We start from the raw sequence: 13,098 nt of genomic DNA, 5'->3' as shown, positions 1-13,098 counted from the left end.
CGATGCACGCATCTCCCCTCAATCGGGTCGACACCACACTGGCGTCAGCCGGCACTGGCAAAACGACCGCACTCGTTGGCCAACTGACGCGCTTCCTCGATGCTGGTATCGCGCCGGACCGCATTCTCGCGACAACGTTCACGAAGAAGGCGGCTGAGGAACTGGTCGAGCGCGCACGCGCCCACCTGATCGAACTGGGTCGCAGCGAGGACGCCGCAGCGCTCCTCGGAGCACGCATGGGTACGGTCAACGCGGTCTGCGGACGCTTGGTCGAGGACTTCGCGTTCGAGCTCGGGCGCCCACCCGGCGGCGAGGTCATCCCCGACGGCAGCGCGGCTCTGCTCTTCGCGACCGCGACCGACGAGACACTGACGGCCTTCGCGCCGGCCTTGAATGCACTGAGCGAGAAGTTCGGCCTCGCCGACCAGGATACGGACTGGCGGGGGCTCGTTCGGCGCATCATCGAACTGGTCCGCGCAAATGGCATTGACGAGGCTGGACTCGCCCATTCCGCGGAGCGATCACGAGACGGATTGCTCGTCCTTCTTCCGGAGCCGGATCCCATCCGGTCGGCGGAAGACCTCGACGCGGCCCTCCGCGCAGCGATCCAAGAGGCGCAGGAAGCCCTGGACGGCCGGTCATTGAAGGGCGAGGGAGCCAAGGCCGCCAGCGCCGTGAAGCTCGCGGCCAGCATTCTGGACCGTGGCGAGTTGCTGCCCTGGTCGCTCTGGGCCAAGCTGAGCAAGCCGAAGGCCTCCAAAGCCGATGCTCCTCTCTTCGCAAACGTCGCCGACGCCGCGGCGGCTCACTCCCGCCATCCCGGGCTACGGCAGGAACTCGAGCGGTTCATCCATCTCGTCTTCGACTGTGCCGCGCAGTGCGCCACGGCTTTCCAGGCCTACAAGGCCGAACGCGGTCTCCTCGACTTCACGGACCAGGAAGTGCTGGCGCTGGAGATCCTGCAGCGGCCTGACACACAGGAACGGCTGAGGGAGAGCATCGGCGTCGTGTTGGTCGACGAGGTGCAGGACGCTAGCCCCCTACAAGTCGCCATCTTCACCGAACTGGCGCGCATAGCCGCCCACAGCGTTTGGGTAGGCGATCCGAAGCAGGCCATCTACGGCTTCCGCAACACCGACACGAACCTCACGCTTGCCGCAGCGCAGGGCATCGCGGCCGGCACCGGGGGAACCTCCGAGGTCCTGTCGAAGTCCTGGCGTAGCCGGCCTGGGCTCTGCGCCTTCGTCAACGATGCGTTCCTGCCGGCTTTTGAGCGGATGGGTCTACCCGCTGAGGCGTCCCGGTTCACCGACTGGGCCTGCGACGACGCAGGCCTCACGCACCCGCCGCTCTCCGTCTGGCACGCGAACGGGAAAACCAAGGCCGACCGCAGCGCGAGCCTGGCTGGAGGCATCGCAGCGGCCCTGTCCGAACCGGCGCGCTGGCCGGTCCGGTCGCGCTCGGGTTCCACCGTGCGCGATCTGCGTCCCTCCGACATCGCGGTTCTCTGCCGCTATAACTCCGATGTTGGGGACCTTGCCTCGGCTCTGACCAGGCTTGGGGTCAGGGTGGCAGTCGAGCGCGGAAATCTGTTCGCCACACCGGAGGTTGAGCTGGCGATGGCGGCTTTGCGCTGGACGGCGGATCCCAGCGATCGGCTCTCGCTCGCCGAACTCGTGCGGCTGGCCGGAGGCGAAGACGAGCCCCAGGGCTGGCTCGATGCACTGGGCGTCGACGACCCGGATGAGGCTCTGCAATCTCGCCTCCCCTTCGCAGGCACTCTGCAGGACCTCCGCTCCCGCCAGCTTGCGATGACGCCATGTGAGATCGTCGATGCCGTGATCCTCGCGACGGACGTGGTGGATCTCGCTTGCCGCTGGGGGCAGGCCGCATCACGGCTGCATGCTCTGGAGGCGTTCCGCGGCATCGCCTGCTCTTACGAGGGCGAGTGCGCCAGATTGCGTCGACCCGCTACGCTCGGCGGGCTTGTTGCTTGGCTCCCGAGTCAAGAGGTGCGTTGCCCGCGCAGCCATGAGGACGCCGTCCATGTCATGACCTATCATTCGGCGAAAGGTCTTGAGTGGCCAGTCGTCGTCCTAGCGCAGCTCGAAAGCGCGCCGCGCACGGAACTATTCGCTCCGGTAGCCGAAGTCGTCGGCACGCTTGACTGGCAAGCGCCGCTCGCCGGCCGCTGGATCCGATTTTGGCCTTGGCCGTATGGCGCACAATCGGCAGGCATCCCCCTCGATGCTGCAGCAGCAGCAAGCACAATCGGCCGGAAGACTGCTGGTGAGGCTCGCGACGAGGCGGTGCGTCTGTTGTATGTGGGGGCGACGCGCGCCCGGGACCATTTGGTCTTCGCGAGGAATGTCGCACCCGCCACCTGGCTCGGCACGCTCAACGAAGGGGAGGATCCGCAAGTGATCCTGCCCATGCACGACGGCTTCTCCGTCGTGGCCGCCGGAGCCAAGCATCCTGCACGGTTCGAACTCCTCGCGACACCGTCGGAGTCAGCCGATACGAAGGTCGCAGACACAACGTTCCTTGGCATCGCACGGCAGCGAATGGTCCACCCACCACTGAGGTTGAGGCCGAGTTGCGCTGTCGATCCGGCTGCATTCGGTGTGCTCGCACGGACGCCTCTCGGCAGCCGCACGCCGCTCTCGGGTAACCCAGAGATGGACGTGCTCGGCCAAGCTGTGCACAATTTCTTGGCCGTGGATCGAGAGGACCAAAAGCTCGAAAGGCGCCATCACCGAGCCCTGCACGTACTGGAGCGTTGGAACGTGGCAGGCCAGCTCGATCCACGAGGCCTCGTCGAATGTGCCGATCGCCTCTGGCAGTTTTTAGCCCACCGATTTCCCGACGCGCGTTTGCGGCGCGAGGTTCCAGTATTCGCTCCGGTGGCGGGGCAGTTCACCGTTGGCTGCATCGACCTCCTCTTAGACTGGGGCGACACGTTTGCCATCATCGATCACAAGAGCTTCCCAGGCCGCCTCGAACAATGGGAAGATCGCGCTGTCGGAGCAGCACCTCAGCTCGCCGCCTACGCGCAGGCTGTTGCCACGGCGACCGGAGCGGTGTGTGGAGGCCTCTTCGTCCACATGCCGCTGGTGGGCACAATCATCGAAGTCGGTGCAGCGGCCGCGACTGCGATGGCGCTCCCTCAGGGTAGCTAGCGCTGTTCCCAGTCAGTTAGCTGCAGCCAAGTCGTCCGCGTACCAAGCTGCGGCGAGGTAGTTGCGGCACTCTTGCAGGGTAACGCGCGTGAAGGTCGGTCGGGTTACCGCCTGGAGACCCGGGATCGTGCGGATTGACGCATGGCGTAGGTCCCACCTTCAGCTTTGCGAAGGCTTGCTCAACCGGGCTGGACTCGCGGCCGTAAGGCGGGACGTAGAGCAGCCGCGCTCCCGCGGCCTCAACGTCGGCTTACCGAGGCCGGGAACCCCGAAGCGGACGTGTCGCAATCGGCCAGATTCGGTCGAACAGCTTTAATCCGTCTGCCCAAAAGCGTACCTCCCCAGCGCCCGCTTTGGGTCAGGAGTTCGCGCGCGGCCTGATCGGTGCGCCTCCGGATGTCGATGAGCGGCTCGTACAGCGGCGAGCCTAGCTGGCTGCACACCGACCGTTGGGCTTCCTGCTCAGGCCGCCGCCGCGAGGCTTCGGGGGGCCTTCGCATCCCGGACCGGCGACAATCCGAACATATGCAGCCGTACTCGCGCGTGAACTGCGGTACGCTCTCGTAGCCGGCCGCGAAGGCGGCCCCGCCCTGAGGCAACCCGGGGGAAAGGCGCGTAAAGGTCCCGTCCACCGCCAAATCATATGCGCGCGGAGCGGCGCACGGTAATCAGGCGACCGGTGCCGTGCTTGGCACGTCGTAAAATTTCGAGTCGAGCCGTGATTCGAGCCGATGGTTCAGTAGCGCCTGGAAGATGTCGCGACAAGTCTCGGCGGTGGGCACGATCCGCCCCTGATCGTCAAAGGCGATGTTGAGGCTCATGTTCTTGCACTCCGCCTGGAGGCGAGCCATAAAAGTCTCGTCCTTGTAATGACCCTTCGTCTGAATCGCGATGGCCCGACGAAGCTGGATCTTGTTGGACCCAACGAACTCGTCGAGCGGGCCGAGATCCGAGAAGAGTGCGAGAAACTTGGCCTCCTGCTTCAGGGTCGTGAACGCCTGCTCGTGCCCCGCCTTGTAGACCAGCACCGACTCGAAATTCGGCTTGCTCTTGATAAAGATGCGTTCGCCGAACACGAAGAAATCGAAGGTCGGGCGGATCGTAAAGACGGGCGCCTCCTCGACGTCCAGCTCATTGTCGGAGAAGACCGCGCGGATGACCCCGGCCGTCTTCCGGGTCGACCAGCTCGTGTCGGTCTTGCTCACGGCGAGCATGGCTTTGTCGTCGCGGACGAACTTGATGATGCAGAACTTGCTATTGCCCAAGTCCTTGGCGTTGCGGGCCTTCCGTCCAGGCGTCTCGTTCGCCACCTCAGCGGCGATGAGGTGCACGTAAGTCTCATCGCTCTGGATCGTGAGGGCGCTGCCCTCGTTGTTCTGCTCCAAGACATCGTACTCGATGACTTCGGTAATCACGCCAAGCGCGCCGCCGACCGCTTCCTTGAGCCTGCCCGCCAGCTCCTCGGTGATCCCGACCCATCGGCCGGAGAACCTCGGCTTGCCGTCCCTGCCGGGCGAAGTCCTGAACACCCATACCGTCACGTCCGACCCGGCCAGATCGAAAGCCTTCAGGTCCGGAAGCGTGGTCATCGACTGGCATCCCCCTCTTCGCCCCGAACGACCATCACGTCCTGCAGGTGCCCCTGAAGGTAGGTACGGTCAGGCTCGATATCGAGCTTCGACAGCATCCGACCCACGAAAATTCCGCTTCCTGCGGGATAGGTGTACTTCACCTCAAACAGCTTCCAGCCGAACGCCGCAAGGATGGGATTGAGCACGATCTGGCCAGACCTGTACGTGATCCAGAAAATCCAGACGAGGAAGACCGCGAATCCGATAAGCTTGGTGCCTTGCTCGAAGTCCAGGCTGATGAACGAGACGACGTACGGGATCACGTAATTGATCAGGTCCGCGGGTATGTGCTTGCTTTCAGACACCTTCACGCGCTGCGGGGTGCGCACGATACGAAGCGCGACAAAGGTGACGACCATGCCCACGAGGCAGACGGCGAAGGCGGCAAGCGACCACAACGGGTTCTTGAGGGGGCTGGCGCAGGAAAGGGTGACCATCGACCCGACCGGGCAGATATCCCGCTTCACCGCCTCCAGGTCGAGGTCCTGCGCGAGCAGGATCAGGCTCAGGGGCAGGTAGGAGCCCAGATAGATGGCTGCCGCGATAAGGATCCTAAGCTGCATGGCTACGGGGTTCCGATCACATACGCCTGCCGGAAGCCGTCTCGACCGCCCATGCCGTTGAAGCACCACGGGATCATGACGGCGGAACCGTGTCGAGGCCAGCCGGCCGGGTCGGCTTCTTCCATGAACCCGGAAGCGGATATCCGAGTGCTCGTCCGACACGACCCTTGGCAGGTTTGTTCCTGTTATGTTCCTATATGGGAATCCCGCAAGCGCAAAGCGAGGGAAGCGCAGCTCGCACGGACGGCCGTCTCGGCCGCACCGGACCCGTCCATCAGGTGAACTATCGGTAGTCGCCGGGCACCTCCAGCCTTCGAACCGGCACCGTCCTTATCGGACGTCACGATGAACTCTTGGCCTTGGCCTTCGAGGAGGCCGCGTAGTCCGAGTTCGCCCGAGACGCAGCCCAACAACTCGTCGGGCTTGAAATCGACGGCCTTCGGCGTCGGAGTCGATTGCCCGTTGTCATAGGCCGAGATGATGGGGATCTCGTCGCGAGGGTAGACTCGCGGGTAGCCGCCGATCGGGTCCGGGTACAGGACGCACAGGATCTTTGCCATCGGCGCATCTCCGGTAGAGCGCACCGTTGTTGCGCGCCTCAGGGATGGGCGCGCGTCATCCTCTCGTGATGCCGTCTGGGCGCGCTGGTCTGCGCCGGCCTCGGTGCTGTTCAGCCCTCGTCGGCGTAGCGCTTTCGCAGAGTGAGAGCCAGCGCAACATCGAGTTGATCGGGCTCACGGACCGGCTGATACCCGACTTCGAGTGCGGACACGATCAGGCCTGTCAGGCCAAGGAGCGCCCCCGCAGCCACGACCGGCGCCGCCGCGCCCCCGATGTCGAGGACGAGGCCGCCCAGCCCCGCGCCGACGGTGTTCGCGACCTGTACGGTAGCGACCTGGAGCCCGCCCGCGCTCTTCGCGTCGTCCAGGACGTTCTGGGCGACCCAGGTCGACCATCCGACCGGCACGATGCCGAAGGCGAAGCCCCACCTAGCGATTCACGTTCTGTTCGTAAACCCGCCGATCTCCTCTTGTGGGACGCCAGTCCGAGTGTTCGAATTCCGTCAGGCAGGCCCGCACGTCGGATTCGTTTTCGGCGCACAACGACGGACAGCCACCTGGCATCGCTTTCGACCCGAGGCATCCGTGGCTGACAACCTGACACCCAACGCGGTTCTGGCGCTCTTCCCCGAGACCGCCTCGGTCCTGGAGCGCTTCCCCGAGGCCGCCCCGCTCATCGCGACGGTGCTGGCGCGCCTCCCCGGCGCCGTCCTCGTCGATCCCGTGGACGAGCTCGCTGAGGGGCAGCGCCGCATCGCCGAGACCCCCGAGGCCAGACGGCCGTACAGCAACACCGCCGAACGCTGCTGGCGGAACGGCTGGGTGACGTTCCCGCAGGAGCGAGACGGCAACCGCAAGCCGGGGAAGGGCATCCGGTACAAGCAGTGGGCAGAGCGCGCGCAGACGTTGCGCGAGGTCGTCGCCATGACGCGCTCCGCGGCGGCCCTGAACGTCGCCGCCGTGATGAGCGCGGCGAACCGGGCCTTCGTCATCGACATCGACGTGAAGGACGTCACGGTCACCGATCGGATTCACCGCCTCGCGCGTGAGGTCCTCGGCGTCCCCTTCGTCCGCGAGTACACGCAGAGCGGGGGCAAGCTCGCGCTCATCTACTCGACCGACCCGGCGACCGGCCCCGTTTGCCTTAAGCGATCCTATCCGGTCCTGAGCCGGGACGGGAAGCCGACGTCCCAGGCCGTCGAGATCCTCTCGAACAGCGCCGCGTTCACGATCCTCGGCCGCCACTGGAAGACGGGATCGTCGTTCCAGTACCGGGGCCTCCATCCGCTGCGGGACCGCCCCACCGCCGCCGCCTCGGTCACGCAGACGCAGCTGCAGGCCTTCCTTGAGCGCGTCTCCGAGGAGATCGTCCTCCTCGGCAAGTTGCAGTCGTACCAGGGCCGCGAGGTAGTCTTCGAGGAGGGCGCCGTCGAGGGCGCCCGGGTCGACACCGACGGCCTCGTGATCCCCGGCAACGTTAAGTCGGTCCGCGACGTCTCGTGGAGCGCGGCCGGCAAGGTCGTCGACGGGCGCGAGCAGTTCATCCGCAACAGAGCGTGGCTCTACGTCACCCGCAACGCCGGCCTCGCCCTTGCCGCCACCGGGCGCCACGCCCTGGCGGGCGCGCTGGCGAAGGAGGCGAGCGAGCTATTCGACGGTCTCGGCGATCACTTCGTTTCCTGGCACGGCGGCCAGGGTGACACGGACGTCTTGAGCGCGGCGCGGGCCCGCGTCGAGTCGGCCTACGCGACGATGTCGAACCGGTCCGACTGGGCGGATCGCGTCGGCCGCGACGAGCGGGGCCGGGTCTCCCTCGTCACGAAGGTCGCGGTCGCGGCGCCGAAGGACGAGGCCCTCGCCTGGCTCGGCGACGACGCCCTGTCGCGCGTCTCGGTCAGCTCCATCGCGGTCGCCGAGCAGGACCGCAAGCGCCGGGAGCGCGCGATCGTGACCGACCAGGCCACGCGCGAGGCCGGGCAGGAGCGCGTCGCCCGGGCACTACGCGACACGATCACCGGGTTCGCCGCCGAGGCCCGTGCCTATCACGGCGGCAAGAAGGGCGTCTCGCCGGTCACGATCGCGAAGGCGCCGACCGGTGCGGGCAAGACCTCGCTGGCGGTCGAGCTGCTCTCCCAGGACGTCGAGCGGCACGGGCCGAGCGGCCCGAAGCTCTTCCTGCTGCCCTCGTATAACAATATCGATGAGGTTGTTGCCCGGGCGAGATCGGGCCGGAAGGCCAAGCCCTCAACCGAGTACCTGGCCATGGCCACCGCGGCCGCGAACGAGGCCCGGGCCCGGGGCCTGAAGGTCGCGATCCTGACCGGTAAGGAAAGGGGCGGTTGCCTCATGGGCCCGCAGTTGGCGTTCCTCCGGGAGAAAAACCAGCCGGCCTCGGCGCTGTGCCACCTGAAGGAGCGCCTGTTCGTCCCGGGCGCGCCCGAGGACGCCGAGCCCGTCTACGAGGAGACGTGGTGCCGGCACCACCCCGACCACCCCGCCACCGACGGCGGCGCCCCCGGCGCGTGCCCGGTGATCCTCGCCCGGCGCGAGCTCGCGCAGGCCGATCTCGTCTTCGCCCCCACGGTCTTCCTGACGAACGCCCTGCCGGAGGGGCTCGCCGACGCCGTCTCCGGGCTCATCGTCGACGAGCGCTGCCTGTTCGAGCTGATGAGCTTCTCGCTCCTGCCGCTCTCCGTCCTCGTCCCCGGCAACCGCGCCGCCCCGGCGCTGACCGCCAAGGAGAAGGCGCAGGGCCTGGAGGCCGAGGGTTGGGCGATCGAGCGCGACCACGCCGTGCGCGAGGCGCTCCAGGCGATCGCCGCAGGGCGGGACGTCGCCCAGGCCTTCTACCGGGACGAGCAGCTCGTCGGCTGCGTCGAGAGCGCCATCCGGGTCTGCGGCCGGGGGCAGCGCAGCTTCGGGATCAAGCCGAACATCAGCATGGAGAAGCTCGCCGACCTGTTCCAGGTTGCCGAGCGGACCGCCATCGTCCAGGAGCATCGATTCTGGTCCCTCGTCGCGGACCGGATCGAGCTGCTCAAGGCCGACCACCTTCAGCGCCGCCTCATCGAGGAGAGCGGGCTGACGGCGAAGGGGCGCGCCTGGCAAGCGAGGGGCGACCACGACGCCCGCGTCCAGGTCCTCCGGAAGGGAGCGATCTGGGGCGTGGACGAGGACATGATCCGCCTCTCCTGGCGCACCTCGCCGAATCTTCCTGAGGTCCCAACCCTCCTCCTCGACGCCTCGGCCGACGAGGCTATCATCGCCAAACTATGGGGCGGCCGGGCGGTGCGCTCCGTCGAGATCTCGGCATACCTGCACATGCGGACGATCGTCTGCCTCGACAGGCCATGGGTGTCCACGGGCCTCGACGTCGGGTGCGCCAAGGACGACAAGGACGCGGCCGCGATCTCGCGCGACATCGCGAAGATCCGGCGCCTGGAGACCACGATCGCCGGCGTCCATGGCTGGGGCCGCGTCGCCACGTTCGCGCCGAAGCGCGTGCGCCGGTCCCTGCGCACGGCCCACGAGGAGCCCGACAACGTCGATACCGGTCATTACGGGGCGGTCCGCGGACTCGACTTCGCCAAGGACCATGCCGCCGTGATCACCGTCGGGCGGTTGGAATTCCCTACTTGGATTTACGACGCCTACGCCGCGGCGCTGACGTACGACGACGAGAAGCCGGAGCCGCCGCTTGACGTCTTCGGCACCGGCGACGGCGTCGAGATGGAGATGGTCGACCGCACGCTGATGCTGCGCGACGGCCGGGACCTGGCCTACCGCGTGCCGGAGATGCCCGGCGCTTGGGGCCGGGCGGTGCAGAATCAAATGCGCGAGGAGGAGCAGCGGCAGTGCGGCGGGCGCCTCCGCCCAGTCTACCGCGACGGCGAGGCCCCGGTCTGGGTGGCGGTGTCGTCGGTGTTCCCGGAGGGCATCGTCGTCGATGCGGTGACGACCGTCGACACCCTGGCGACCCTCAAGGGGGCCGCGGACATCCACGAGGCGGTGCGTCGCGTCGGGGTGCTCGATCAGGCCCTGATCAAGGACCAAGCCCCCGAGCTGTGGCCGCACGTGCTGAAGGCGATCGGCCGGACCGGCATCGCCCGGGACGGCAACGCGGCCCCGGCCGCGCGCGGCCTCGATAAGCACGTGGTCCGCGTCAGCCGCGACGATCCCCGCACCGGCGAGCGCCGGGTCGAGGAGCGCGAGGTCATGATCCCGGCCTCGGCCGGGGACGCGATCTCGGCCGCGGTCGAGGCCTACGACCGGAGCGACATCCGGATGGAGCGGACGCGCCTAGTGTTGCGAGGCGCCGTCCCGGTGCCCTCGCAGGTCCGGGCGCCCGACGCCCTCGACGGGGAGATCGGCTCGCGCGACGAGCGCCGGCAGGCCGAGCGCGAGGCCCGCGCCAAGGCCCGCGCCGTGGTCCCGCCCCGGCTCGGAGAGGACCTCGGCGAGGTCTTCGAGATGGAGGGCGAGCGCCCGCCGCGCGACGTCTACTACGACCCCATCGAGGTCGAGGCGATCCTCATCGGGGCCGGGTGGAGCCCGGAGGCCGCCTGCGACGCGGCGGCCGAGGAACGCGAGGCTCGCGCCGCCCGTCGAGCGCAACGACGAGCCGCCCGAAGCCAGAATCAGGCTCAGGCACCGGCGTCCCGTCCGGAGCCGGCGGGAGGCGTCGGGGCCTAACCGCGTCCCGGCGACGGGCTCGCTCCTCCGGCGACATGCGGCCTCGGGAAACCCGGGGCCGCTTCGTCGCGTCCGGGATCACCGCCTCGTCCTGGGCGATCAGCAGTCGCAGGGCCTGGGCCTCGCCGCGGCGGTTGCGCACGAGCCTGCCGTCCCACCGGATCCCGGCGCGGGCGAGGTCCAGCCGCACGGCCTTCACGACCTGCCGATCGAGTTCGCTCGGGTGTTCGTAGCCGTCGACCCCGAGCGCGTCGCGCGCCTCCGCGATCGGGATGTCCATGGCCAGGGCCCCGGCCGCCGTCCGGCGCACGTTCCAGTCCTCCTCCGGCAGCATCTCCGGCCAGCCGATCCAGGCCAGGGCGCGCAGGTAGGCCACGGGCGCGTAACGGCTCCGCATCCGGGCGACGGCCGCGGTGTCCCACCACACGATCGCGCTCTCGGCGTCGCCGCCGGGATCGCCGTAGGCATGGGCGGCGAAGGCGAGCGTCCTGTCGATCCGAACCGGCATCGTCGGCTTGGCCCGGCCGCGGATCACGTCGCCCTGGGCCGGCCGGATCGGCATGCCGCGGCGGCGCCCCGCAAGGAAGGCGCGGATCCTGCCAATTCGCGCCCACGCCGCCGCCAGGCCGGCCGGGGTGACGCCGAGGTCCCGCATCAGCTCGCGCCCGGCGACGTGGATCGTGTCGGTGGCCGCGCCGCCCTTCGCCAGCACCTCGTCGTCGTGCTCCTCGCGGGCCTCGTCGCGCGCCAGCTCCTCCATCGCCCCCCGATCGTCGACGATCGTGGCGATCCGGGACAGGACGACGAGCAGCGCGTGGATGGCCCCGGCCGTCGCGTCGGCCCCCTCCTTCCTCGGGGCAGACGCGATGACGAGGGAGGTGGCGATCTCCCTTGAGATGGGCAGCGGGCGGGGCTTCGGGTGCCTCATGTGGGCATGGAACCACTCCGACACGAGATAATCAAGCTTACCGAAGCGCCATCAACCACTTGCGCGCGACTGTCGTTGAAATGAAGGGGGGACTATAGGGGGGATGCGTTTCCAGGCGAAGCCTTCTTTCGCGCGCGGGGCGCCGTCCCCGGGGAGGGGTCGGTCGTCTCGGCTCCCGTCGCGTCCCGCAAGCGGGCCGCTCCGTCCGCGAAATCCCGGGGGTGCCGTGAAGGGGGCCTCCTTGGGGCGCTTCGCGCCAAGGTGACGATAAAGGGATCCGCCGGGCCCGGTGGCGGACGGTGACGGCCCGCAGGCAGCCGAGGTTGTCCCGCGAGGGCTCGCGGACGGCCGAGGGGTACTCGGTTCCTCCGGGCCCGGCGAACGGCCTGGGCGGGCGTCTGGCTGGGTTTGTTCCTGGCATGGCGGGATACGACCTTGCGTGTCGAACGCAGGAGCCCCCGCCATGCCCAGGCATGTGACCGCCGATCCCCCGCCCGAAACGAAGCGCCAACTCGTCGCCCGCTGGGCCCGTAAATCCGCAGCCCGCTCTCGGCAGTGGCGCCAGCGCCGGGAACGCAGGTTCGCGATCGACGGCGCCCTCGTTGACGCCTTACTCCAGCTCCAGGAGGAGCGCCACGTCCTCAGCACTATCACCGGCGCGCCGCGGGAGCTTCACGACATCGCCCTCAAGGGCAAGAAAGTCCTAGTCGAGCGGGGCATGAAGGCAAGCGAGGCCGATGCCGCAACTCGAGGGTGGAGGTTATACCAGGAGCTGGGGTGCGTTGAGGAAACTCTGGGCCCCGCCTTTTTCGCACCTAGCGATGTTCGGGCTCGCGGTTAAACATCGACTTGGCAGGGTCCGTGCGTGAGGCACGGCCGAGGCCACGTTGACGGTGCGGTAATGGAGGTTGGTAAGATCGGGACATGCCCAGCCGCCAAGTCCGTGCCCTTGCCTACTACCATCCCGGGCCTCGCCACGCTGACGCAGGCTTGCCAACGCGTGAGATGTGGGTTGGCCGCGTACCCAACGGGATCGCCGCGCTTGCTACCCACCCCGTATTTCAACTCGCGCCTCTAAATGATTCAATCCGCGCTCAGATGCTCCTTCCAGACCGCCAGAAACGCATCTTGAAGGAAGTGCGGTTCGCGAGAGAAGGGGCTATCGAGGCGCTGATTTGGAGTCCCTGCTACTGGAATCGAGAGGAACGGTTCCTCCTCGTCGACCCCCTAGAGGCCCTCTACGATCCATATCGCCCCCAAGATTTCAACAACCGGTTCTCGCCGTACGATCATTGGATTGGCATGACGAGAGATCGAGTCTGGCGAACTGGCGGCGGCGCCAGAGACCACATCGTTCTTGGTGCCTACGTGCACCTGCTTGAACGTCTTGACCTGCACGGCAATCCGCTGCCCGTGGAGTTGCAAGGACCAATTTGGGATTGCCCCGTTTTTGTGGACGGTTCAGGGGGCTTGGCTGAGCAGGGTCTCGATCGGCAGTTCTGACGCAGTCTCCTGCTCGTAGACGACGGGCGAGCGGTAGCCGAG

The 13,098-nt window shown here is 67.6% G+C and carries 7 protein-coding genes and 2 pseudogenes; 3 read left to right on the top strand and 6 right to left on the bottom strand.

Annotation, left to right across the window (positions count from 1 at the left end; translation table 11 throughout):
* Positions 1 to 2: 2 nt before the first annotated feature.
* Complete coding sequence (locus MFF24_RS23165; protein ID WP_238228314.1) at positions 3 to 3,179, top strand: UvrD-helicase domain-containing protein; 3,177 nt, start codon at positions 3 to 5, stop codon at positions 3,177 to 3,179.
* Between the two features lie 12 nt (positions 3,180 to 3,191).
* Here the strand turns inward: MFF24_RS23165 and MFF24_RS23160 are convergent.
* From MFF24_RS23160 to MFF24_RS23140, 5 genes and pseudogenes are all read right to left on the bottom strand, one after another.
* Positions 3,192 to 3,423: pseudogene (locus MFF24_RS23160) on the bottom strand (IS630 family transposase); the annotation flags it as partial.
* 424 nt (positions 3,424 to 3,847) lie between these two features.
* Positions 3,848 to 4,768 (bottom strand): Kiwa anti-phage protein KwaB-like domain-containing protein, encoded by a 921-nt coding sequence (locus tag MFF24_RS23155; protein ID WP_238228312.1) that lies wholly within the window; start codon positions 4,766 to 4,768, stop codon positions 3,848 to 3,850.
* Positions 4,765 to 5,373 carry a KwaA family protein gene (locus MFF24_RS23150; RefSeq protein WP_238228310.1) on the bottom strand — a complete coding sequence of 203 codons (609 nt, stop codon included), beginning with the start codon at positions 5,371 to 5,373 and terminating at the stop codon, positions 4,765 to 4,767. Before MFF24_RS23150 ends, MFF24_RS23155 begins: the two co-directional genes overlap by 4 nt.
* Positions 5,374 to 5,558: 185 nt before the next feature.
* Positions 5,559 to 5,933, bottom strand: a complete 375-nt coding sequence (locus tag MFF24_RS23145; RefSeq protein WP_506302354.1) for a hypothetical protein — start codon at positions 5,931 to 5,933, stop codon at positions 5,559 to 5,561.
* A gap of 110 nt (positions 5,934 to 6,043) precedes the next feature.
* Positions 6,044 to 6,340 carry a hypothetical protein gene (locus tag MFF24_RS23140; protein WP_238228301.1) on the bottom strand — a complete coding sequence of 99 codons (297 nt, stop codon included), beginning with the start codon at positions 6,338 to 6,340 and terminating at the stop codon, positions 6,044 to 6,046.
* A 1-nt stretch (position 6,341) separates the two neighbouring features.
* Here MFF24_RS23140 and MFF24_RS29100 point away from each other — a divergent pair.
* Positions 6,342 to 7,049 (top strand): annotated as a pseudogene (locus MFF24_RS29100) (bifunctional DNA primase/polymerase); the annotation flags it as partial.
* A gap of 3,415 nt (positions 7,050 to 10,464) precedes the next feature.
* Here the strand turns inward: MFF24_RS29100 and MFF24_RS23135 are convergent.
* On the bottom strand, positions 10,465 to 11,553 hold the full coding sequence (locus MFF24_RS23135; RefSeq protein ID WP_238228299.1) for a hypothetical protein: 1,089 nt from the start codon (positions 11,551 to 11,553) through the stop codon (positions 10,465 to 10,467).
* A gap of 924 nt (positions 11,554 to 12,477) precedes the next feature.
* Between MFF24_RS23135 and MFF24_RS23130 the strand changes: the two genes are divergently transcribed.
* Positions 12,478 to 13,056, top strand: a complete 579-nt coding sequence (locus MFF24_RS23130) for a hypothetical protein (RefSeq protein ID WP_238228297.1) — start codon at positions 12,478 to 12,480, stop codon at positions 13,054 to 13,056.
* The last annotated feature ends 42 nt before the right edge of the window (positions 13,057 to 13,098 follow it).

The sequence above is a fragment of the Methylorubrum aminovorans genome, assembly GCF_022179725.1.
Classification (GTDB): Bacteria; Pseudomonadota; Alphaproteobacteria; order Rhizobiales; family Beijerinckiaceae; genus Methylobacterium; species Methylobacterium aminovorans.
This window is presented reverse-complemented; position numbering and strand designations above follow the sequence as displayed.

What these genes read in the sequence shown, in the direction of transcription:
- MFF24_RS23150 (WP_238228310.1), bottom strand. Translation starts at nt 5,373, where the DNA reads ATGCAGCTTAGGATCCTTATCGCGGCAGCCATCTATCTGGGCTCCTAC.
- MFF24_RS23155 (WP_238228312.1), bottom strand. Translation starts at nt 4,768, where the DNA reads ATGACCACGCTTCCGGACCTGAAGGCTTTCGATCTGGCCGGGTCGGAC.
- MFF24_RS23145 (WP_506302354.1), bottom strand. Translation starts at nt 5,933, where the DNA reads ATGGCAAAGATCCTGTGCGTCCTGTACCCGGACCCGATCGGCGGCTAC.
- MFF24_RS23130 (WP_238228297.1), top strand. Translation starts at nt 12,478, where the DNA reads ATGCCCAGCCGCCAAGTCCGTGCCCTTGCCTACTACCATCCCGGGCCT.
- MFF24_RS23165 (WP_238228314.1), top strand. Translation starts at nt 3, where the DNA reads ATGCACGCATCTCCCCTCAATCGGGTCGACACCACACTGGCGTCAGCC.
- MFF24_RS23135 (WP_238228299.1), bottom strand. Translation starts at nt 11,553, where the DNA reads ATGAGGCACCCGAAGCCCCGCCCGCTGCCCATCTCAAGGGAGATCGCC.